General features: G+C 40.5%; 22 protein-coding genes. 19 read left to right on the top strand and 3 right to left on the bottom strand.

The annotated features are described in order from the left end of the window. Window positions 1-21: 21 nt before the first annotated feature. Entirely contained in the window at window positions 22-2,070 is a 2,049-nt protein-coding gene (locus tag BLP87_RS16445) for a glycoside hydrolase family 11 protein (RefSeq protein ID WP_143002052.1), read from the top strand. 78 nt (window positions 2,071-2,148) lie between these two features. Here the strand turns inward: BLP87_RS16445 and BLP87_RS00225 are convergent, their stop codons facing one another. After that, window positions 2,149-3,024 (bottom strand): YitT family protein, encoded by an 876-nt coding sequence (locus BLP87_RS00225; protein WP_074460931.1) that lies wholly within the window; start codon window positions 3,022-3,024, stop codon window positions 2,149-2,151. 88 nt (window positions 3,025-3,112) lie between these two features. Between BLP87_RS00225 and BLP87_RS00220 the strand changes: the two genes are divergently transcribed. The 5 genes from BLP87_RS00220 (at window position 3,113) to BLP87_RS00200 (ending at window position 6,132) form a co-directional block, all read left to right on the top strand. Beyond that, window positions 3,113-3,541, top strand: coding sequence for a hypothetical protein (locus BLP87_RS00220; protein ID WP_074460930.1), 429 nt, complete (start codon window positions 3,113-3,115; stop codon window positions 3,539-3,541). Window positions 3,542-3,562: 21 nt separating this feature from the next. Continuing rightward, window positions 3,563-4,594: a hypothetical protein gene (locus BLP87_RS00215; protein WP_074460929.1), complete on the top strand. Its 1,032-nt coding sequence runs from the start codon at window positions 3,563-3,565 to the stop codon at window positions 4,592-4,594. After that, window positions 4,587-4,766 carry a hypothetical protein gene (locus tag BLP87_RS00210; RefSeq protein ID WP_074460928.1) on the top strand — a complete coding sequence of 60 codons (180 nt, stop codon included), beginning with the start codon at window positions 4,587-4,589 and terminating at the stop codon, window positions 4,764-4,766. The genes BLP87_RS00215 and BLP87_RS00210 overlap by 8 nt, the downstream gene beginning before the upstream one ends. Before the next feature lie 462 nt (window positions 4,767-5,228). Next, window positions 5,229-5,834: an L-2-amino-thiazoline-4-carboxylic acid hydrolase gene (locus BLP87_RS00205; RefSeq protein ID WP_026655098.1), complete on the top strand. Its 606-nt coding sequence runs from the start codon at window positions 5,229-5,231 to the stop codon at window positions 5,832-5,834. Next, window positions 5,809-6,132: a peptide deformylase gene (locus tag BLP87_RS00200; protein WP_330389916.1), complete on the top strand. Its 324-nt coding sequence runs from the start codon at window positions 5,809-5,811 to the stop codon at window positions 6,130-6,132. The genes BLP87_RS00205 and BLP87_RS00200 overlap by 26 nt, the downstream gene beginning before the upstream one ends. Before the next feature lie 75 nt (window positions 6,133-6,207). Here BLP87_RS00200 and BLP87_RS00195 read toward each other — a convergent pair whose 3' ends face one another. Beyond that, complete coding sequence (locus BLP87_RS00195; RefSeq protein WP_026666656.1) at window positions 6,208-7,080, bottom strand: LysR family transcriptional regulator; 873 nt, start codon at window positions 7,078-7,080, stop codon at window positions 6,208-6,210. A gap of 301 nt (window positions 7,081-7,381) precedes the next feature. On the opposite strand from BLP87_RS00195, the gene BLP87_RS00190 reads away from it, so the two are divergent. The 9 genes from BLP87_RS00190 (at window position 7,382) to BLP87_RS00150 (ending at window position 15,568) form a co-directional block, all read left to right on the top strand. After that, the gene (locus tag BLP87_RS00190) at window positions 7,382-8,377 is read left to right on the top strand and encodes an alpha/beta hydrolase (RefSeq protein ID WP_074461155.1); all 996 of its coding nucleotides are present in this window, start codon (window positions 7,382-7,384) and stop codon (window positions 8,375-8,377) included. A gap of 86 nt (window positions 8,378-8,463) precedes the next feature. Further along, window positions 8,464-9,966 (top strand): hypothetical protein, encoded by a 1,503-nt coding sequence (locus BLP87_RS00185; protein WP_143002051.1) that lies wholly within the window; start codon window positions 8,464-8,466, stop codon window positions 9,964-9,966. 87 nt (window positions 9,967-10,053) lie between these two features. Further along, window positions 10,054-10,341, top strand: a complete 288-nt coding sequence (locus BLP87_RS00180) for a hypothetical protein (protein ID WP_026655094.1) — start codon at window positions 10,054-10,056, stop codon at window positions 10,339-10,341. An 89-nt stretch (window positions 10,342-10,430) separates the two neighbouring features. Next, complete coding sequence (locus tag BLP87_RS00175; protein WP_074461154.1) at window positions 10,431-11,576, top strand: PP-loop family protein; 1,146 nt, start codon at window positions 10,431-10,433, stop codon at window positions 11,574-11,576. A gap of 61 nt (window positions 11,577-11,637) precedes the next feature. Further along, window positions 11,638-12,396 (top strand): SDR family NAD(P)-dependent oxidoreductase, encoded by a 759-nt coding sequence (locus tag BLP87_RS00170; protein WP_074460926.1) that lies wholly within the window; start codon window positions 11,638-11,640, stop codon window positions 12,394-12,396. Between the two features lie 124 nt (window positions 12,397-12,520). Then, window positions 12,521-12,868 carry a PadR family transcriptional regulator gene (locus tag BLP87_RS00165; protein WP_074460925.1) on the top strand — a complete coding sequence of 116 codons (348 nt, stop codon included), beginning with the start codon at window positions 12,521-12,523 and terminating at the stop codon, window positions 12,866-12,868. Further along, window positions 12,868-13,419 (top strand): DUF1700 domain-containing protein, encoded by a 552-nt coding sequence (locus BLP87_RS00160; RefSeq protein ID WP_074460924.1) that lies wholly within the window; start codon window positions 12,868-12,870, stop codon window positions 13,417-13,419. Before BLP87_RS00165 ends, BLP87_RS00160 begins: the two co-directional genes overlap by 1 nt. Before the next feature lie 98 nt (window positions 13,420-13,517). Next, complete coding sequence (locus tag BLP87_RS00155) at window positions 13,518-14,414, top strand: DUF4097 family beta strand repeat-containing protein (RefSeq protein ID WP_074460922.1); 897 nt, start codon at window positions 13,518-13,520, stop codon at window positions 14,412-14,414. 155 nt (window positions 14,415-14,569) lie between these two features. Then, window positions 14,570-15,568, top strand: a complete 999-nt coding sequence (locus BLP87_RS00150) for a DUF4003 family protein (protein WP_074460921.1) — start codon at window positions 14,570-14,572, stop codon at window positions 15,566-15,568. A gap of 75 nt (window positions 15,569-15,643) precedes the next feature. Here BLP87_RS00150 and BLP87_RS00145 read toward each other — a convergent pair whose 3' ends face one another. Continuing rightward, window positions 15,644-16,987, bottom strand: a complete 1,344-nt coding sequence (locus BLP87_RS00145) for a putative bifunctional diguanylate cyclase/phosphodiesterase (RefSeq protein ID WP_074460920.1) — start codon at window positions 16,985-16,987, stop codon at window positions 15,644-15,646. A gap of 344 nt (window positions 16,988-17,331) precedes the next feature. On the opposite strand from BLP87_RS00145, the gene BLP87_RS00140 reads away from it, so the two are divergent. The 4 genes from BLP87_RS00140 to BLP87_RS00125 all read left to right on the top strand — a co-directional run bounded on the left by BLP87_RS00140 (window position 17,332) and on the right by BLP87_RS00125 (window position 21,728). Further along, window positions 17,332-17,964, top strand: coding sequence for a C39 family peptidase (locus BLP87_RS00140; RefSeq protein WP_074460919.1), 633 nt, complete (start codon window positions 17,332-17,334; stop codon window positions 17,962-17,964). A gap of 33 nt (window positions 17,965-17,997) precedes the next feature. Continuing rightward, complete coding sequence (locus BLP87_RS00135; RefSeq protein WP_074460918.1) at window positions 17,998-19,836, top strand: C1 family peptidase; 1,839 nt, start codon at window positions 17,998-18,000, stop codon at window positions 19,834-19,836. Between the two features lie 87 nt (window positions 19,837-19,923). Beyond that, a complete protein-coding gene (locus tag BLP87_RS00130) occupies window positions 19,924-20,208 on the top strand; it encodes a hypothetical protein (protein WP_074460917.1) in 285 nt (94 codons plus the stop codon). A 317-nt stretch (window positions 20,209-20,525) separates the two neighbouring features. Then, a complete protein-coding gene (locus tag BLP87_RS00125) occupies window positions 20,526-21,728 on the top strand; it encodes a cobalt-precorrin-5B (C(1))-methyltransferase (RefSeq protein ID WP_074460916.1) in 1,203 nt (400 codons plus the stop codon). The last annotated feature ends 47 nt before the right edge of the window (window positions 21,729-21,775 follow it).

Raw genomic sequence — 21,775 nt, 5'->3', positions numbered from 1 at the left:
TAAAGGAGGAGGACATCGTAGATGAAAAACGGTTTAAAAGTAGCGCTGCTTTCCATTGCGTTATGTGCCCAGTTATTCGTCCCTGCGCTTAAAGTTCAGGCGGCTACGACAATAACTGAGAATAAAACTGGTAATCAAGACGGATATGATTACGAACTTTGGAAAGATGGCGGAAACACTAGCATGACGCTGAATTCAGGTGGAACATTCAGCTGTCAGTGGAGTAACATAGGAAATGCACTTTTCAGAAAGGGTAAAAAGTTCGACAGTACAAAGACATATCAGCAGATTGGTAATATTTCTTTTGATTATGGCTGTGATTATAAGCCGAACGGAAACTCTTATCTTTGTGTATATGGTTGGACCAAAGACCCTATGATCGAGTATTACATCGTAGACAGTTGGGGCTCATGGCGTCCACCCGGAGGATCACCGAAGGGACAGATTCAGGTAGACGGCGGAACATATGACGTTTACGAGGCAACACGAGTTAATCAGCCTTCAATTGAAGGTAACAAGACATTTAAGCAGTATTTCAGTGTTCGTACTCAGAAGAGAACCAGCGGAACTATCAGCGTTTCGGAGCATTTCAAAGCTTGGGAAAAAATGGGGATGAAGCTTGGAAAGATCTACGAAGCAGCTTTGAATATCGAGGGATACCAGAGTAGCGGATCTGCAAATGTTTATAAGAATAACCTGATCATCGGAGGATCGTCTTCAGGAAATAACAATAACAACAATAATAACAATAACGGCAATAATAATAACAATAGTAATAACAATAACAACGCCAATAAGAATAACAACAGCAATAACAACAATAATAATAACAACGGTGGCAACAATAACGGCGGAAACAACGGCTGGAATTGGGGCAACTGGTGGAACTGGGGAAACAACGGCGGAAATAACGGTGGCAACAACGGCGGCGGAAATAACGGCGGCAGTGCTCAGAATTCCGCAACAGTTCAGTGCGAGTCCATGAGCAAGAGCGGACAGTACGCAGATACCATCGGATCACCTTTTAACGGAATGGCTCTTTATGCAAATAATGATAAGCTCAGCTTTGATCAGAATTTTGCAAGCGATACAAGTGATTTCACACTCCGCGGATGTTCAAACAATAACAACATGGCAAGAGTAGATCTTAGGATCGGCGGCCAGAACAAGGGCACATTCTATTATGGCGGACCTTATCCGGCAGAATATACCATCAAGAACGTTAAGCACGGAACAGGAAATCAGAAGGTTGAGCTTGTTGTAACAGCCGATAACGGTCAGTGGGATGCTTACGTTGATTACCTTAAGTTCAGCGGCGCAGGCTCAAGCTCAAATAATAACAACCAGAGTAATAACAACAATAATAACAATGCTGCAAAGAATAACAACAATAACAATGCAGCGAATAATAACAATAACAACGCAGCTAATAACAACGCAAACCAGAATAACAACAAGAACCAGAAGCTTATCGCTCTTACATTTGACGATGGTCCTACAAGCACAACAAACGAAGTGCTTGATATACTTCAGAAGTACAATGTAAAGGCTACATTCTTCCTTATCGGACAGAATATTAACCAGAATACTGTAAACACAATGAAGAGACAGGTAAACATGGGATGTGAGCTTGCAAGCCATTCTTTCACTCATCAGGATATGTCCAGAATGAGTGCTCAACAGATAAAGGATGAGCAGCAGCGTACAGCAACTGCAATTAAGAATGCTGTAGGCGCAGATGTAAAGTTCTTCAGACCACCTTACATTGCAATCAGCAACACAATGTACCAGAACATCGACGTTCCTTTCATTCAGGGAACAATGCACAATGACTGGCTTGATAACACATCAGCTCAGCAGAGAGCACAGTCGGTACTTAACGGTGCAAGAGACGGACAGATTGTTCTTCTTCATGATTTCCAGGGAAATTCGAAGACAGTCCAGGCTCTTCCTCAGATCATCGAGGGACTTCAGAAGCAGGGCTACACTTTCGTAACAGTAAGCGAGCTTTTCCAGAAGAAGGGCGTTAATCCTAACGTTGAGTACAAAATCTGGTCAGCAACATATTGATAAGACATGCGGGTATAAAATAAACAGGTAGGTTACAAGATATATTAGAGAAGACGGTCGGAAACGGCCGTCTTTTCTTTAATCTTCGGGAATGCGATAGAAGCGCCCCGAGACTCTTTCTGATTTGAAGACATTTACAAAAGATGATGGATCTTTTTCTTTTATCGCATTGATTATCTGTGTGACCTGAGTTGCTGTGATGACAGAGTATACAACGGATTTATCTTCGTCTTCTTCATGTGATCCCCGACCGTAGATAATAGTAGAGCCGTGGTTTGACATTTTGTATATCAGGGCACTGATCTCGTCAGGGAACCGCGTTACAATGAACAGCGTAGTCTGCTGATATTTGCGGTAAAGTACATGTATTATCGTCGTAGAGACATATTGGAATACTATGGAATAAAGAGCCCGCTCCCAGCCAAACAAAGCACCTGCGGTGATAAGGATGCAGGCATTTACATATAATGCCACATTAAATCCATCAAGACCTTTTTTATATAGATAAATAGCAATGAAATCAATTCCTCCGCTTGTGGCGTCCATCAAAAGACAAAGGCTGATAGCAACTCCGTTTATGATACCTCCGAATATACTTATCAGTATAAGGTCGTTGGTTATCACATAGCCGGGAATAAAATCGGCCAGAATACCTGTCAGCAGGATAACAAGGCATGAAAGAGAAGTGAACTTTTTTCCTATATACTTAAATCCAATAAAAACGGGAACAATGTTTATGGCGACGTTAATAGGAGTATAGGGAATCTTGATTCCTATAAATCTGTCCGCTATCTCCTGTATGAGAAGTGTCAATCCGGTTGCGCCTCCGGGCAAGATTCCTCCGGTTCTGACAAAAGATTTGATATTAAGCGCAAATACCACAGAAGCAATAGTAACAACAATGAAGCGAAGCGACATCCATCTGTAATTGTTCTCTTTTATCTTTTCGTTCATCTCAGACCATCCTTACATATTCGTTTCTTCCCTATAATTATATCATTAGAGTATAATTTAATAAAAAGAAACAGGAGGCGTATACGCTATGGCGTTTGACATTGATAAGATTTTTGAAAGCTATGAGCCTTTTAGCAGGATAACTACTAAAAAAGAGTACGAGAACCGGATGAGCACCTTTCAGGCTGAAAGATATGCTTATCTTAGGGAACTTACAGAGACCACGGATATGGCTGTAGCTTCAAATACTTTTTGCGACGGAGTACATGAGAAGTTTAAGAAGTTTGGCAAGGTTCGCACGGGAACGTTAATGGACTTAAACTGCTTCCTCATTTACTACATTTTTCCCGCTATTCTTAAGAATGAGGGAGAAAGAGCTTCGGCTATATGCGACACTCTTAGGGATACCTGGAACAGCCGCTTTAAGTGTGACATAAACTATACGGATTACGATAGCTTAATGAGTGGATTTAAGAAAAAGCTGCTGGGAATTGCGGTTGAAGAAGAGGACAAATAATAGAAGTGGGAGAGTATGTTCATGACACGAAATAAATTGAAATTCATGGGACTTTTGGTTTCATCTGCTTTGCTTGTAGCATGTGGTGAAAAGAATGTAGAACAGGCAGCAGTTGAAAGCTCGGAAGCGGCGATTGAGAGTACAAGTGAGGTGACGGAAAGCGCCGGTTCGACGAGCGAAGCGCCTGAAGATGGAAACATTTTTGCTCAAATGCCTAAGAACTTCACGTTTGCAAGCGGTGCGGGTGCATGGGCTACATCTCTTAAATTGTCTGAGGACGGTTCATTTGTCGGAGGTTATCACGACTCGGATATGGGGGACAGCGGCGACGGTTATCCAAACGGAACAATTTACGTATGCGGATTTTCGGGCAAATTCTCGGATCCCGAGCCTACGGAATATCAGAATATCTATTCAATGAAGCTCCAGGAATTAAATATAGATGATAAGGACAAGCTTAATACAGAAGAAATCATAGACGAAGTTAAGTATGTTTATTCTGAGCCCTATGGACTTGAAAATGCCGATGAGCTCCTTATCTATACGCCGGGAGCGCCTCTTTCCGAAATACCTGAAGAATGCATGTCGTGGACAACTCTTAGTTCTTCGGTTTCAGATGTGGTACCTGACGGATATTACATAATTTATAATGTCCATGACGGAGAAGCTTTTAACGGAATGATTGACGGCTGCATATGGACACGTGATTTTAAATATGAGAATGGCGATGCATATGCAAATTTTAGCCCGAGGTGCTCGGGAAGTTATCTGGTGTTTATTGCCGAAGAAGATACTCCTGCTTCATTCTCTGTAAAAGTTCCGTGGGACGGAAAGAATGAAGATTCGATGGTATGTGAGAGTTATTGGCACGACGATGGCGATGATACCAAGGTTAAAGTCACGGTGAAAAAGGATGAGACATCAGAACCTAATAAGCTGAAATATGTACTGAAACTGGAACATGTTTCAGATCCGCAGTTTGATTTTTCAGCGTGGGGAAGTGATGAGCCGGGGAAGCTGAGTGCGGTGTTTGAAGAGGTGAAGTATGAATAAAGAATTAATAGGACTGGAAGATGAAACAGCGAAAACTGGTGAATCTATGATTTTTGCTGTTGAAAATGAAGCTTATGTTTTAATTATGACAGCGGGAAATGAAGTTTTTAGTGTTTCGCTGTGTTTTGGGCGAGTTTATGATTACTTTAGAAAGTTGCGGACAATAATATAAGTGAGTATAATTTGTTTTAAATCAGCTGAGTATTTCCTTAAATGGGTTATCTTCTAGAATTTTATGAGAACAGAAAGTACGTTTTGAAAGGGAGATGATTCATATAAGGTTATTGAATTTATGGATAGTCTACAAAACGAAGTTAATGTTGTTAAACGCAATGAGGATGGGAGGTGGAGTATATTACACTTCTGATGAGAGATAGAGAGAAAAATGAATATAACGAAGCTGTTAAACTTCTTGAGAAAGAGGATGAGATTTAAAAGACTATAGCTACAACGTGAAAGAAATAATATCAAATCTTGAATAGCAGCTTTTTCTGTATTTACGGGAGAAGCTGTTCTTTTATTCTACTATGGAGTTGAATTTTTATTGGGTCACGCTGACCCGATAAATGACCCAATAAAAAGGTGACTGTTAATTTAGAAATGAATGATAACATTAAGGAGATTGACTAGAAGTATGAAGACAGTAGAGAAGGCTATGAAGGGGATGGACTTCATAAAAGGCGAGGTTTACAAAGAATTTGCACAAAGCGATGCAGATGAGATCTGGAAAAATGCTACAGATAAACTTGAGAAGATAATGGCAGATCATGCGAATCTTCCTAAGGGAGTGGCGGCGCACACTGACAGAGCAATATTTCCTTCAGCTGCAATTTATCTTTCTATGAAGGAAAAAGATGCGGATAAAGCATTTGAAGTAATGAGAGTAGCAATGAAAAACAGAAGCGAGCAGTCGGGAGCGTCTTTGGCAAGAACTGCAAAGTTTCCGGGATTTACAAGATTCTTTCTCGCCATGTGGGGACCCGTAGCTCGTAAGAGCTTTGGAGAAGCTTCGGGATTTAAAAATGTCTTTTACCCAAAAAAGAAAGGTGAGTTCTGCATGGATATTACACAGTGTCCATATCACACATATCTCACTGAACTTGGCTGTCCTGAGATAAATAAGCTGTTTTGTGATAATGATATCTACAGTTACGGTAATATTCCGGGGCTTGAGTTTATAAGAACCAAGACAATCGGCAATGGGGATGAGCTGTGTGATTTCAGGCTCAGACTTAAGTGAAAGTTACGCGGCAGGAGATATAGATTATATACGAGGAGCTAGGAAGAGAATTATAGTGGTGGCTATGGGACCTTTTCTTTTCCCCATGATAAATCCTGTTATTACTAAGAAGAGCGGGGAGTACCGGACGGAAGAAAGCTGTCTGTCGCTGGAAGGTGTCAGGCCGTGCACGCGGTATAGGGAAATCGAGGTTGATTATCTGGACCGCGACTTTAAGCCGCAGCATGGGAAGTGTAAGGATTTTATTGCGCAGATCATTCAGCATGAGATTGATCATTTTGAGGGGATTTTGATTTGAAATGTATTAGTGCAATTCACGTAGTGTCTGAGAAGTAGGCGATCAGCTCGTGGATGCTCTTGAAGGAATTATAACTCAAAATGACTCCCTTATCTGTGCCAGAAATTTTTCTGCGATAGGTGTGAAAGTCTGGTACTTGTTCCAGATTAGATATAGCTTTGTTTCCTGCTTGGGTGTGAGGGGGCGGAATACAAGATCACTTTCTTCGGAGCAGTTAATGAGGTGCTCAAAGGTAAGAAGTATTCCGAGACCTTCTTTGGCAAACATAGAAGCATTATAAGCAAGGCGAAAAGATCCTTCCAGGTGGAGTTTGGAGAATTGATTGCCTGCCCACTGTGGGATCTCAATATTCCAGCTTTGTTCAGAGCAGAAGAGTGGATGGCCGATAAGGTCGGTTGCCTTTATGCTCTTTTTCTTTGCAAGAGGGTGGCTCTTTAACATTACAGCTCCCCAACGGTCGGTATCAGGGAATGTGATAGAATCGTATTTTTCTTTGTTTGGAAGCTCGCAGATTACGCCGAAATCAAGCAATCCCTTATCAAGCTTTTCTGTTATCTGTTCTGTGTCACCGCTGGTGATGTGGTAGGTAAAGGAAGGATAGCTGTCTTTGAGTTTTTTTATTTCTTTAGCAAGGTGGCAGATTTGATAGGATTCAGCCAGACCAAAGTATATATCACCGCCGGTGATGTCATTTAAGGAGATAAACTCCTGCTCGATTTTATCTGCCATAAGGACCAGATCCTCGGCACGGTCGCGAAGGAGCATTCCTTCATCAGTGAGCTTAATGGAGAAGCTGTGGCGCGTGAATAGTTTTTTTCCAAGCTCTTCTTCAAGACTCTTTAATGACTTGGAGAGGGTGGGCTGCGTTACATGGAGTAATTCAGCGGCTCTGGACATGTTCTCTTCTCTGGCAACAGCTAGAAAATATCTTAAATTTCTTATTTCCATAATGGATTCCTTTCAGGCAGTGATATAACCAAAATGAATATCATGATATTCATTATAACCATTAGCGAAAGCGATGTATACGGATTATAGTGAGATTGTCAGGGAAAAATATAAATATGGTACTAAAAATGAACTTGGAAACTGTTGAGTCGTAGAAAAGAAGACTGTAAGAATGGAGTACATGATCATGAAAAGAATTGGAAAGCTTTTGGCAGTATCATTAATATCAACACTTGCTCTTTCACTTGGAGTATGTGGGAGTCGGAATCCGGAAAATGTAGAGGCTAAGGAGAATAAAGCGATGATGAAAACTGAGAAATTAAATCTGACAACAGAGTGGGATAAGACTTTTGAAAAGAGCGATAAAGTTGATCACAGCAAAGTAACATTTGCAAACAGATATGGGATAACACTTGCTGCTGACATGTATGTTCCAAAGAACGCGGAAGGAAAGCTTCCGGCAATTGCGGTTGCGGGGCCTTTTGGTGCGGTTAAGGAACAGTGTTCGGGATTGTATGCACAGGAAATGGCAGAGAGAGGTTTTTTGACAATTGCCTTTGATCCGTCATTTACAGGAGAGAGCGGAGGTCAGCCTAGGTATATGGCATCTCCTGATATAAATACTGAAGATTTCATGGCTGCTGTAGATTTTTTATCGGTTCAGGACAATGTGGATCCTGAGAAAATAGGAATTATAGGAATCTGCGGATGGGGCGGAATGGCTCTTAACACCGCGGCTCTTGATACCAGGGTAAAAGCTACGGTAACATCGACAATGTACGACATGTCCAGAGTTAATGCCAACGGATATTTTGACGCAGATAATAACGAGGAAGCCAGATACAATAATAAAGTGGCGCTCAACAAGGCAAGAACAGAAAGTTACAGAAGCGGAGAATATACAAGAGCGGGCGGATGCCTTCCGCTTCCTGTGCCGGAAGATGTCCCTTTTTATGTAAAGGATTATAGCGAATATTACAAGGGAAGAGCTTATCATGAGAGGTCTTTAAATTCAAATGAAGGATGGAATACTGTAGGCTGCATGTCTTTTATCAATCAGCCGATACTGAGATACACAAATGAGATAAGAAGCGCAGTTCTCATGATCCACGGGGAAAAAGCCCATTCTTGCTACTTTAGTAAGGATGCCTACGCAGATATGACAAGAAACAGTAAATATACGGATAATAAGGAGTTGATGATCATACCAGGTGCGGTACATACAGATCTTTATGACAACGTGGAAGTAATTCCTTTTGATAAAATGCAGGATTTCTTTGTAAAGAATCTCAAATAAGGTCGCTAATTATATATACAAAGGCATTGGGGATGGGTATAATCATTGGGAGAATGAATATGTGAAGAAAGAGTGGGATAGAAGAAATGAAATCTAGACATAAGGATGTATTACTTTTCTCAGGGATTTTTTTGGTGCTGTTTGTATTCTTTTATGTTGCTCATCCGCTGATACTTTTTGACTCGGATGATTGGGAGATGTGTAGTTATTTCAGGAGACCTCTTCCGATGCCGGGTGGGTATAACGGGATAAAAGTTTTTCCGGAAACATTATTCCCGATACTTACAGAGATTGCCGCAAATTTTGTCTATCCTATAATGAAGGATTATCTCATGTCACTTGCTTTAGTCTTTGCAGTGACCGGAGCGTTGTTTATTTCAATTTATTGCAGAGTATTTGCTTTGCTGACCAGAACAATAATGGATGATAAAGAAAGCATAATTCCGGATCTTTTGGCCGTTTGCTTTTTGGCATTTCATTTTCTTATTTATAAAAATGATTGGTTTTCAAATACGCACTTGTTCTGGTCGGGAGATGTGACTTGCTTTATTCATTATGTATTGACCGGTGTCTTTAATGCCGCTATGGTCTTGTGGTTTATGAACAAAGCGTACAAAGAAGGCGATAACTATGAAGTAAAGCCTGTCGGAATTAAAGACGGTGCTGTACTACTTGCAATTTATTTTGCAGTTTTTTCAAACATGTTTACAAATATTATTCTTGTCTCTTTTGCGGCGGTTGAGATATTCAGTGTCCTTCTGACGAAAAGAAAAGATAAGAATGCGATCAAAAGATTTATGGTGAGCAGATGGTATTATCCGGCAGTGCTTATTATGTGGGCGTTTGCGCTCGTAATACAGCTTCTTGATCCGAGAAATGCCGATGCAAAAAAGCAGATATCGGATAAGATTGGTATTGCAGAAATAACAAAGTCGGTTATTGCTAATTTCACTGCGATAAATAAGATGTGTTTGCTTATCTTTGCGGTTATGGCCGTGATGTTTGTTGTCTGCGTATTCAGGAAAGGAGAAAAAGTTGTAAAGACTTCGGAAGCAGTGTTGCTCGTAAAGATCATTGTTGCGGGATTTTTTACTCTTTTATATCTGATACTTCTTTCTGCGGTGAGCGGAATTAATTATGTAGGAAGAAGTGATGTTGCGCTTGGATATTATTTTTATATGTTCCTGTTTTTTATGATCGTTTTTGGCATTGCGCTTAAGAATGTCGACGGAAAAGAGTCGGGGCTCGGCGTTGTTTTACCGCTTCTTACATTTGTGACGGTTGCCCAGACGATAAACAGTTGTAAATCTTATAGGGATTACAATGATTTCGCTTTGACAAAAGAGCAGGTTTATTCAATCGGTCAAGATATCTTGAATCAGTATTTTGCCGCGGATATGAGCGGAGCTGAGAATATGGAGTTGCATGTTTTGGCCAATGAAGAAAGAGACAATACCTGGCCGTATACATTTTATGTCGGAGATGCGATATCCGATTCGCTGTCTAGACACGGAGTTATAAGTAAATTTATCAAATGTACGGTGATCTATGATAGACAGAAGGATGAAAAATTTAAGGTAGGATTTTAAAGTGGCGTATATTTTAGGGGCGGTTATTGTAGCTGCTCCTATTTTTGTTATAATTCTTATAAGTTTTAATGAACAGGAGGAGAGCTTATGAATACGGCAGATAAACTTGAAATACTTTTGGAAAAAGCAAAGAGTGATTCGGCTCTTAAGCGGAATCTTCTTGATACGAGAAATGAGGCAGATCCGCTTGCGGCTTTTTGTAAGGTGGCAGCAGGCGCAGGTGTGGAGCTTACCGTTATGGATATAGTCAATCAGGGCGAAGAGTTCTATGCGGAGATCAAGCGCAGCACCAACGGTGGCGGAGAGAATTCGCCGGATCTTGATTTCCAGAATGATGAGTATTCTATATTCATGATGAGACTTTCTGATCTGTAATTTTGAGTTTCTTGGGAGTAGCTATTGTTGCTGCTCCCATTTTTGTTATAATGCTATATCATATAGAGATGAAAATAGGAAAGAAAAAGATGAAAGAAATATCACTTAACGATCTTCGTGAACTTCCGAAGGATTCATACAGGCTTATAGATGTTCGAGATGAGGCGCTTGCTTCGTACGGTATGCTTCCGGGTGCGGACCATATTGATATGGAAGAACTTAAAAAAGAAGACAATGCGGTTATAGGCAATATTCCAAAGGATAAGAAACTTATTCTTTACTGCCAGATAGGTAAAAAGACAAAGGAGGCGGAAGACCTTCCTTCACTTAACGGGCGCGAGTATTACAGCCTTGAAGGCGGATATATGGCATATCTTCAGGATGAGCTTTCGAAGATGGAAGCAGGCGGAGAGAAGCAGAAGAAAGCTGAGATGAGTATCAGAAAGAAATACCATAAGCAGCTTTTTTCACGATTTGCGAAAGCGTGCAAGACTTATAAACTCATAAATGAAGGAGATCATATTGCGGTATGCATCTCTGGCGGCAAAGATTCTATGCTGATGGCGAAGCTCTTTCAGGAGATTCAGACGCACAGACAGGTGAAGTTTGACGTGACTTTTCTTGTCATGGATCCCGGTTACAACAAAGAGAACAGGCAGCTTATTGAGAGTAATGCCAAGGCGCTTGGCATACCGATCACGATTTTCGAGAGTAACATATTTGACTCTGTCGATAATATAGAAAAGAGTCCCTGCTATATCTGTGCGAGAATGCGCAGAGGTTTTTTGTACAGCAAGGCAAAAGAGCTTGGATGCAACAAGATCGCACTCGGTCACCACTACGATGATGTTATCGAGACTATTCTTATGGGGATGCTTCAGGGCGGCCAAATTCAGACAATGATGCCAAAGCTCCACAGCACTAACTTTGAAGGCATGGAACTTATAAGGCCTATGTATTTTATCCGTGAGAGTGATATCTGCGCATGGAGAGATTACAACGAGCTTCATTTCCTTCAGTGTGCATGCCACTTTACGGAGACATGCTCGACCTGCCATACGGACGGAACGACATCGTCAAAGAGATTGGAGACTAAGAAGCTTATCGAAAGGCTCAAAAAAGACAATCCTTTTGTTGAGTCAAATATTTTTAGAAGTGTTGAGAATGTGCAGCTTAATACGATCATCGAGTATAAAAAAGATGGCGTAAGGCATAACTTCCTTGATGAGTATTGATATTTTGCAATATAAACAATATAGGAAAAAAGATTTAACTAAAGTGATAAGGTAATGATATATGAAAACAGCTTTTATAACGGGAGCAACCTCAGGACTTGGCGCCGAGTTTGCTCGTAGATATGCAAAAGAAGGATATAGGCTTATTCTAACGGGAAGAAGAACGCAGCGTTTAAGCGCTCTTAAAGAGGAGCTTGGTACAGAGTGTCTTATCATAACGGCGGATGTTTCGGATGAGGCTAAGTGCAAGGAACTTCTTAATGATATAGCTGATGAAGAAATAGATGTATTTATCAACAATGCAGGATTTGGTACTGCGGGAAGTTTTCTTGAGACGAGTCTTGAAAAAGAAATTTCTATGGTGAAAGTTAATGACATCGCTATGCATATCCTGTTCAAGGGAGTGCTTGCAAAGATGCATAAACAGGGACACGGAACAATTCTTAATGTCGCTTCGTCGGCAGGTCTTTTTCCTGCAGGACCGTATATGTCAACTTACTATGCATCAAAGGCTTATGTCACATCGCTTACGAAGGGCGTCGCGCATGAGCTTAAAGAAATCGGCAGCAGCGTTTATGTTGCATGTCTTTGCCCCGGACCTGTAGATACTGAGTTTAATGCAAATGCTGACGTTACTTTTTCGCTTAAAGGTATTTCGGCGGAGAGATGTGTGGACGAGTGCCTTAAGGGGATGCGAAGAAAGAAAACGGTTATCATACCGACGCTACGAATGAAAGCTGCAACTTTCGGCGCAAGACTTTTACCTGAAAGCTTTGTGATCATGATGACTGCAGGGCAGCAGAAGAAAAAAAGACAATAAGTATAACTGAGTCTGCAAAGGTGATTTCAACACCCTTGCAGATTTTTTTACTCTGAAAACTTGACAGTCATAATATTATACGCTATATAATATTGTATCAAAACAAAATGAGTGAGGTGATTGCATGACGTATCAATTAACGGCACCGTTACTCGATGCATGTGTCTTGGGGATTGTTCGAAGTGAAGATTCATACGGATACACGCTGACCCAGAAGGTGAGGCAGGTTGTTGATATTTCCGAATCGACGCTGTATCCGGTGCTTAGGCGTTTGCAGAAGGTGAACTATCTAAGGACATATGATGCGCCTTATCAGGGGAGGAATCGGAGGTATTACGCGATAACAGATGAGGGCAGAAATATGCTCGAATTTTATGAGAATGAATGGAATGAATATAAGGATAAAATCGATGGCCTGATCAAGGGGACGGGATTGGTGCCGTCGGAGGGAGTAATGGAGGAAAAAGACTGATGAATAAGGAACAATTTTTGAGGGAGCTTAATGGAAAACTTAAATATCTTCCCGAAGCTGACAGGAATGATGCGATTCGTTTTTATGACGAATATATTTCGGAGATGGAACTCTCCGATGAGGAGGATGTTACGACTAAGCTCGGAACACCAAAAGAAGTTGCGTCAGATATCATAAGCCAGTGTACTCAGAGACATATTGATAATGAGACAGAACAGAAGACTGTTAAAGGCGGTGCCACAACAATCTGGCTTGTTATTCTTGGAATACTGTCACTTCCGTTATCTCTACCGCTTGCGATTTTGGCACTTACATTTATTTTTGTATTTATAGTTCTTTTTTTAGTAATGATTGTTGTTGCATTTGCAGGAGCAATTGCAATCCCGTATGCGCTATTTGTTCACGGGGTGGCGCAAAAATTATTTACATTGGGATACGGCCTTGTGTCCCTTGGCGGTGGTATCTTAATGGCGTATGTCTTGTTGGCTGTTTTGAAAAAGATATTTAGAGCGATGGCTAAGAAAAAGAGAGTGAGGAGCATATATGAATAGAAAAAAATTCTTATCATTGCCGCTGTAATGATGGGAACGGGATTTTTGCTTGAAATAATATTATTCAAAAAACTTAAAGATAATGGAAGGATATATAGATGAAAAAGAAAGTATTACTTATTACAACATGTGCGCTTATTGTTGTCGGGGCAGTGGCTGTGAAAATTTCAATCGGGATGGGAGCGATTCCGGTTGTGAAGATTGGAGGAGAAAGCGTAGAAGAAAGCCAAAATATGGTACGTGGTAATATAGACATAAGTGAATTTGATACTCTTACGATTGATGCGAGTACGGTAGATGTGCGTATTTTGGAAGGAGACGCGTACAAACTTGAGTATAATGTAAAAGAAAAATATGTTCCGGAGGTCAGTCAGGACGGTAAGAATTTGACTGTAAAACAACCTTCTCTTAAAGCTGAAATAACATTTTTTAGTATGGATTTAACAGCGTGTAAGGAAGAATCAAGTTATACCATTACGGTACCTAAAGATACTGCACCTATAAATGTTGATGTTAAAGCTTCCACGGACGACGTTGTAATTGACGGTGTTGATGTGAATGGAAAGGTTGTTTCGGATACGGATAGCATTACATTAAGTAATGTGTCCTCAAGTGATCTTTATGTAAAGAGCTCCACGGGAAAGATAAAGCTTGATTATTCTGAGTTTGACAAGCTTGAGCTTGAATCGTCCACTGATGACATAATCGTTGAGAATTGTACTATTAATGATCTCGCTGCAGATTCATCAAGCGATAAGATCACACTTAATAATGTCAAGTTAAATACTGCAAATCTTAAAGCTCTTGATGACATTGTTATTGATATAGTGGGACAAAATGACTATTCGTTGGACCTGACATCATCTACAGGAGAAGATATCATTGTTGAAGGGAATACGGCGGAAGGCTCTTTTAAGTCAGACAACGGGAGCGGTAAGAGTATAACTGCTAAGTCAAGTACAGGAGAAATCAAGGTTTCTTTTGCAAATAAGTAATCATCGTTATTTGAGCGGTACAATATGTACCGCTTTGTTTATGCATAATAAAGAAAAAAGTAATAATTTGTTCGCGAAATACTATGTTATCTTCATTGACAGCAATGTATCATATTGTATATGATATCTTGGATAATTATAGAAGGAGAGATACGATGCAGACCGAAGTAATGGAAAAATGTGACATGCTTGTAGAGAATAGAAATATTATTTACAAGGGTTTCATGTTGGAAGACAGCCTTATGCAGGTTTTGGCGGCAATGTCGTTTGTAGATCGCGGAGAGATTGCAGATGTTAAGGCTATAAAGAGATGTAGAAAGATTTTGCGCAAGAAACATAGTGCGTTTTCATACCTTCGAGGAAACAATGAGCTTTTTATTTCATCAAAGATGGCTCTTTCCGATGATCCGGAGAAGTACCTTGATGATATCACAGAGACATATGAGAAGCTTCAAGTTGGTAAATTTTTTGGATCCACATACAGGGTTTTATCGGCATTGATCATATGTGATGCGGGAAAAGCCGATGAATCGGATAAGATAATAGAAAAGACGGAAGAACTCCTTAACGGCATGAAGGAGGCACATCCTTTCCTTACAAACGATGAGGACACATGCCTTGCGGTATTGCTTGCTATGACAGAGAAGAGTAGCAAGGATATTTTGAGCGAACTTGAATCGACATATCTTGAAATAAAGAATGAGTTTATGCTTTACAAAAACTCGGCATATTCGCTGTGTCAGGTGCTTACGACTTTAGACGGCGCATATAAGAGAAAATGTGAAAAGACAATCGCTTTGTTTGATTCTTTCAAGGAAGCAGGCACAAAGTATGGCAAGGAATACGAACTTGCGTCACTCGGACTTCTTACCAACGTTCAAATGGATGTGAAGGACATAGTTGCGGAAGTAATAGGAACTGCCGAATATCTTAGGAATAAAAAAGGCTTCAATTTCTGGTACATGACAAAGCAGACAAGGCTTATGTTTGCGGCAATGCTGGTAGCTGAAAGTTATACGGGCGATTCTGCTACATCCGAGGCATCTGTTGCAAGCAGCACGGTAGCCAGAGTTATCGCACAGCAGGCGGCTATGTTTGTTGTACTGGTATCGTCTTCGGCAGCATCAATTACAACATCAACATCATCAAATTAAAGATGATATAAATAAAGAACGTGAAAGATATTTGATATGTATCTTTCACGTTCTTTTTGTTTTTTAACAAAGTAATCAGTTTGCAACAGCAAGCAATTTCTCAAATTCTTTTGTTTCAAGAGGCTTGGAGAAGTAGTAGCCCTGAATCATGTCACAACCTGCGTTCTTTAAAAGGAAATACTGTTTTGCATTCTCAACACCCTCGGCGATAACTGTGAGATCGAGGAGCTTTGCCATCTCAAGAATACATCCGAGAAGATTTTTTCCTCTGTTGTTCTCAGCAATATCTTTTATAAACTCGATGTCGAGCTTAAGTGCGTCGAGTGGAAGAGTGGTAAGCATATTTATTGATGAATAACCTTTTCCGAAGTCATCCATTTCAACCATAAATCCGGCTTTCTGGAGTTTCTTAACAACAGATACAATGTGCTCGACATTATCTGTATAAGCCGTCTCGGTAATCTCTAAGTGAATGTCCGAAGGGCTGATCTCATTTTCCTCGATTGTCTTTTGGAGGAAATCAACTATATCCGGATCAAAAATATCAACTCTTGATACATTTACGGAAACAGGAATGGAGTAGCCAAATTCTTTTTTCCATCTGCGAACCTGAGCGGCAGCCTCTCTCCAAACATATCTGTCGAGCTGTCTGATAAGACCGTTCTCTTCAAGCAAAGGAATGAAGAAATCAGGCTTTACAAGGCCGAATTCAGGATGTTTCCATCTGATAAGAACTTCTGCACTGGCAAGTTTGGGAGTTTTACCGTGTACGTTGTACTTGGGCTGGAAAACCAATTTGAACTGGTGCTCTGAAAACGCTTTGCTTATACCATCAAGAAGCCTTGCTTCAAACATTTCCTTTTCATGCATTTTGGCATCATATACTTCGTAAGAAGTGGAGTGCCTTACTTTGGAAATGGAGTTGCAGGCCTGAATGGCACGATCAAAACGCTGTTCAAGAGTAGCTTCTCTTGTTATGTCCGGATATATTCCGATTCTGACGCGAATATCCGGAGTTTTTAACATAAGCGCAAGCTTATCGGAAATCTGATGTACAAGAAAATCGTAATTATCCTGATGCTTTATATATATATAGAATTTATCCGCATCATATCTGCATGCGATTCCGCCATGTTCCTTTGCAGTTTGAGATACACAATCACCGATTGCACACAGAACCTTGTCTCCGAAACTTCTGCCATAAAGCTCGTTTATAAGGTGGAACTTGTTATAGTTCAGTACAATTGCATCAACACCTTCATAAGGGTGTTTTTTGTCGTAATCATATGCCTGAATAAAAAACTGCTCTTTGGAACAAAGACCTGTCAACGGATCGACAGTTGGAATATTGATTAGATCGCCATATGATGTCATACCGATGCTAACCGACTCTACAGAAGATCTTGGCGATATGTCCATAAAGTTATTTTCCTCGCTCCCTTTTGCGTTATTATGTAGTACAAGTAAGTTTAATTAATTATACATACAAATTGACAAAAAAACATAAAGTTCGCAAAAAAAACACAATTTTATCACAAATTCTTTTTTGCCCGTCGTTAAGCTAAAAACTCCAATTTCAGGTTTTATCTGGGATTGAGGCGTATTTGATGCTATCTGTCACAATTAAAAAAATATTTTTTTTAATAAGATATAAATATGTTATAAACTTGTTTTTTATCGTTGTTTTAGTTTATAAAATTATGTATATTTATAAGATACAGTCAAATATGTATTAGTTTTTTAAAAGGTGACATACGATACACATGAAGAAGAAACCATATGGAGGAATAAATGATATTCCCCAATATCTTCTGGAACAATACGGCGACAGAGGCAGGATGATACGCCAAGGCCCGCCTGTTGCAATGGATACGAAATCAATGGAAACCATAAGCGGACGAAAGACAAGGAACTGTTCGGTGGTTGCCGTTACAAGAGTCATAGATTATTACAGGCGAAGAAATAAGATTGAATCTGTTCCCGAAGATATAAGGCATATATATAAGGATGTAGAAGAAATAGCTGAAAGTTACGGATACACTGATAAGATAGGAACATTACCGTTTTTTATCTCGGGGATTGCGAGAGAGGCGTTTGCGAAATACGGCGTGAAGACAAAGTGCAGAGGCATTTATATATGGAGCTTTGAAAAGCAGGTTGTAAAAGAAATCTGTGCGGGAAGGCCCGTGATAATGAATATCGCAAGAGGCTTTTACAAAGACCATACGGTAGTTGTCTCCGGATACTGTATCTGGCAGGTAGGGGAAAAGATATATCCCATGATCCGTGTGATAGACGGATGGAAGAGCGGATATCACTATATTGATTACAAAGCGTTCGCAAGAGATATAAGGCAATCAATATTCGGATCGTTTAATACAATAGAAGTTTTTTAATAGAAGTTTTTTTAGAAGTTGAGGTTTAAAGAAGTGAAAAATAAAAAAATCGCATTTGCGGTAGTCATATCGGTAGTTGTTGTTGCATTATCGGGTGTTGCTTGTGGTAAGAAGGAAGCACCAAAGGCGGAAAATTCTTCAAGAAGAGACGGTGCGGCTGTTTCGGGCGGGGGAGATGAAGACCTTCTTCTTGTTGGCGGAGATCCGGATGCTGAGCTTGGAAGTACGAAAGGACCCGATGCCAAGCAAAAACCTGCGGAAACACTTGTAGGTGATGTTTCAAACAGCCCTGTTTCGGACAGTGTCGATGAAGTTCGAACAATGACAATCTCAGAGGCTGTTGTTATAGATGCGGGCGACCGCGATGCTTTCTATAATGATGCGGAGTACAAAAATGTTGTGCCTACAGATGCTGCTTCTTTTCCCGGAGATATAGATGAAACCAAACTTAGCGAGATTCCTGCAAAGTATGATTCCAGAAATGTAGACGGAAAGTCTTTTGTAACGGGAGTAAGAGATCAGGGATATTCGTATCTTTGCTGGGCTTTTGCTTCTGCAGGTGCAATGGAGACCGATATCTTAAAGCATTATCCCGAATACAGATCGTCTGAACTTGATCTTTCAGAGAAACATATCGCATATTACAACGTTCACAAAGCTGTAGGTTCTTACGGCGGAAATATCGATGAAGATTACAGAGAACTTGTAAACAGTGAGAATGAAGATGGCGCCTGGGTTGTAGATAATGACACGGGTTATATCGCTATGGGCGGAGTTACGAACTACTGCATAAGCCTTCTTACATCATGGAAGGGACCTGTTTTTGATAAAGGAACGGACTCTTTTAAGAGCATTTACGGAAGCAAATATATCTTTAATGACAATACAGATAAGCCGTCTGAAGCATATGCGTCCGAGTTTCATGTTCAGGACGTCGATCAGGTGCGCGGAAGCTATGATAACAACGCGCTTATCAAGCAGATGGTGATGGAACACGCTGGAGCTACCATTGGAGTTAATTCCGATGAAGGTTTCTGGAACAAGAATCACGGAAATCTTTATTCTCATTTTGGAGGAGAGCTTCCTCCCACGGCAAATCACGAAGTACTTATAATAGGATGGGATGATGATTACAGTGCATCCAACTTTTCCGCAAAGCCCGAAGGCGACGGGGCATGGCTCTGTAAGAACAGCTGGGGAGATAAGACGGGATCCGACGGATTCTTTTATCTTTCATATTATGATGAGACCGCTGCGGTAAGTAATGCGGCTGCTTACAGTGTTAAAGCCAAAAACGATGAACGATATTACGACAACAACTATCAGGTCGGCGGATTTATCACAAATGAGATAAGCGCGCTTGAAGATACAAAAAATACTGTCACAGCTTATACAGATTCTTCAAATCCGTACGGAGTATTGTATACTTCAATCGGCGATGAAGAGCTTGATGCCATCGGACTTATGAGCCTTGATGCATACAGACAGTATGAAGTCAGCATTTTCCTTAATCCTGTCGAAGGCGACGGAGAGCTTAGCCTTAAGGACCTCGGAAAGCCTGTTCTTACACAGAAGATTTCTTCTGTAAGCGGAGGTTTTCACACTTACGATCTTGATGAAAAGATAGATCTTAAAGCCGGTGACAATTTCTTTATTCTTATAAAGCCTCATACTCCCGGAAAGCTTGCGTTTGAGACCGCGGGAGATGTTACTTATGAAAAGAACTATGACGAGTGGAACAATCTTACGGGAAATATCCACAACAGCAACGCTGCAAGCGGAAAGAGCTACTACATTTCCGACGACGGAAAGGCGCTTAACTGCCAGAAGGATAAAGACTTCTTTATTAAAGCATATACAAAGAATAGGTAATTGCGTAGTTTTGCAATAACGTATTTTTTGAAAATAGCGGAGGAATATGGTATATTGTGTTAAAAGAATTAGAAAGGCACAATATATATGGCTATTAGAGATAAGCAACCTGAACAGATAGGTACAACAGATAAGCTCAAGGCATTTAAGGCACTTAAAGATGCCGGATACAGAACGGAATTCAGTGCCAGCGGTGTTCCCACAGTTATCTGTAACAGTGCCAATGATATCGAGAAGGAACTTAAGAGTATCAAGAAACTTCTTAAAGATCTTAGATACAACGGAAGTTTCGGTGTCAGAGGCCCCAGAAAGAGCGACCAGCTCACACAGGAAAATGCCGAAGCGGAAGAAAAGAAAGAAATGACGGCATAAGATGCAACTCTACAGAAATAAGAAAAACCACCTTTAAAAGGTGGTTTATTTTTGGGAGGAGGGGTCAACCGGTGGGGAGCCGACTGACCCGGTATGAAAAAAGTTTTGTTGGGGGAGTCAGAAGTTATTCTTCTGATAGTATATATAGTAAATTCTAAATTTGGACAAATTATGGACAAATTATAAATTTAAAATAAATAAAGTCGAAATAATAAATAATTAATATACGTAATATTGTATATTATTATTTGCTTTATGACATAGCGAAATAATGTATAATTAATAATGATTAAGAGTTTTTTATGAGGAAGGTGTGTATGGACAGATTTGATGCAAGAGATTCGGGACTTATAATTAGTCCGTTGACAACGGGGGATTGCGCAGCGGCGGCAGCAAGAGCAGCGGCGGCGAGTCTTTTGTTTAAATTTGACTATGAATATGTAACGATACAGCATGAAGGAAATACCAGAACCATTTCGGTTTATAAGGATGCCGAGAAATGTTCACGCGATGAGGCACATTTCTATGCGGTAATGGAAGGCGGAATGGCACCTGATATAAGAGATAAAGCCGATATACACGTAAGTGTTTCGAGAGTGACCGATTTCAGAAAGGTTGACAGCAGGGCATATATGGATGTCAGATACGGCAATCTTTTCCTTTATGCCGGAGAGGGAATCGGAATAGCGGCTGTCGATGCGCCTCCTACAAGAAAAGGTCAGGCAAATATCGAAAAAGACGCTAGAAAGCTTATTTTTGACGCGGTTGCGGGTGTGTGCGAAATTTCGGATGGAGCACAGCCTCTTTTGATAAAAGTAAGTTGTCCCGAAGGAATTATGATCGCTGCAAAGCAAAGTAATGCACTTAGCGCATTTATGGGCGGTATAGGGATCATGGGAAACTATGGTACCATATCGGACGTTCACCAAAGGGATATTGCAGGTTCCATCGAGAATCAGATCCGTGAGCAGATCGAGTTGGGAGTAAAGAGTATTCTTGTTTCTCCCGGAGATTATTGCGCGGACAAGATATATGAAGGAATACACTTATCATTAAAGACAGCGGTAAATTGTTTCAATTTTCCGGGAAGTGCAATAGATGCGGCATGCGATGCGGGAGTTGAGAATCTCCTTCTTGTCGGAAATGTCGGAAAGCTTGTAAAAATGGCGGCAGGTATCATGAATACCAATTCTTACGCATCTGACGGAAGAAGAGAGATTTTTGCCGCACATACGGCGATTGTCGGAGGTACATCGAGTCAGGTAAGGACAGTCATGGGATGTATCACATGTGATGAGATACTTGCGCTTCTTAATAACTGGGGCCTCAGAGACAGAGTAATGGCAAGCATTATGGGCAAGATAAACGAAGCTGTCGCAAGACGCTGCAACGGAAGACTTAAATTCGGAGTGGCTCTTTTCTCTGAAGAATTCGGACTTCTCGGTGCAACGGTGGACACAAGGAATGTTCTTATTAAGGTTTCGCAGGAACAATATGCATTGTCACTTAAGTTAAAATAGAGTATCATATTTTTTATCCAAAAATAATTAGAGGTTTAGGAGAAATA

The organism is Butyrivibrio hungatei (assembly GCF_900101605.1).
In the GTDB taxonomy this organism is placed as follows: Bacteria; Bacillota; Clostridia; order Lachnospirales; family Lachnospiraceae; genus Butyrivibrio; species Butyrivibrio hungatei_B.
Note: the sequence above shows the minus strand (reverse complement) of the source record. Positions and strands in the feature narration are given on the sequence as shown.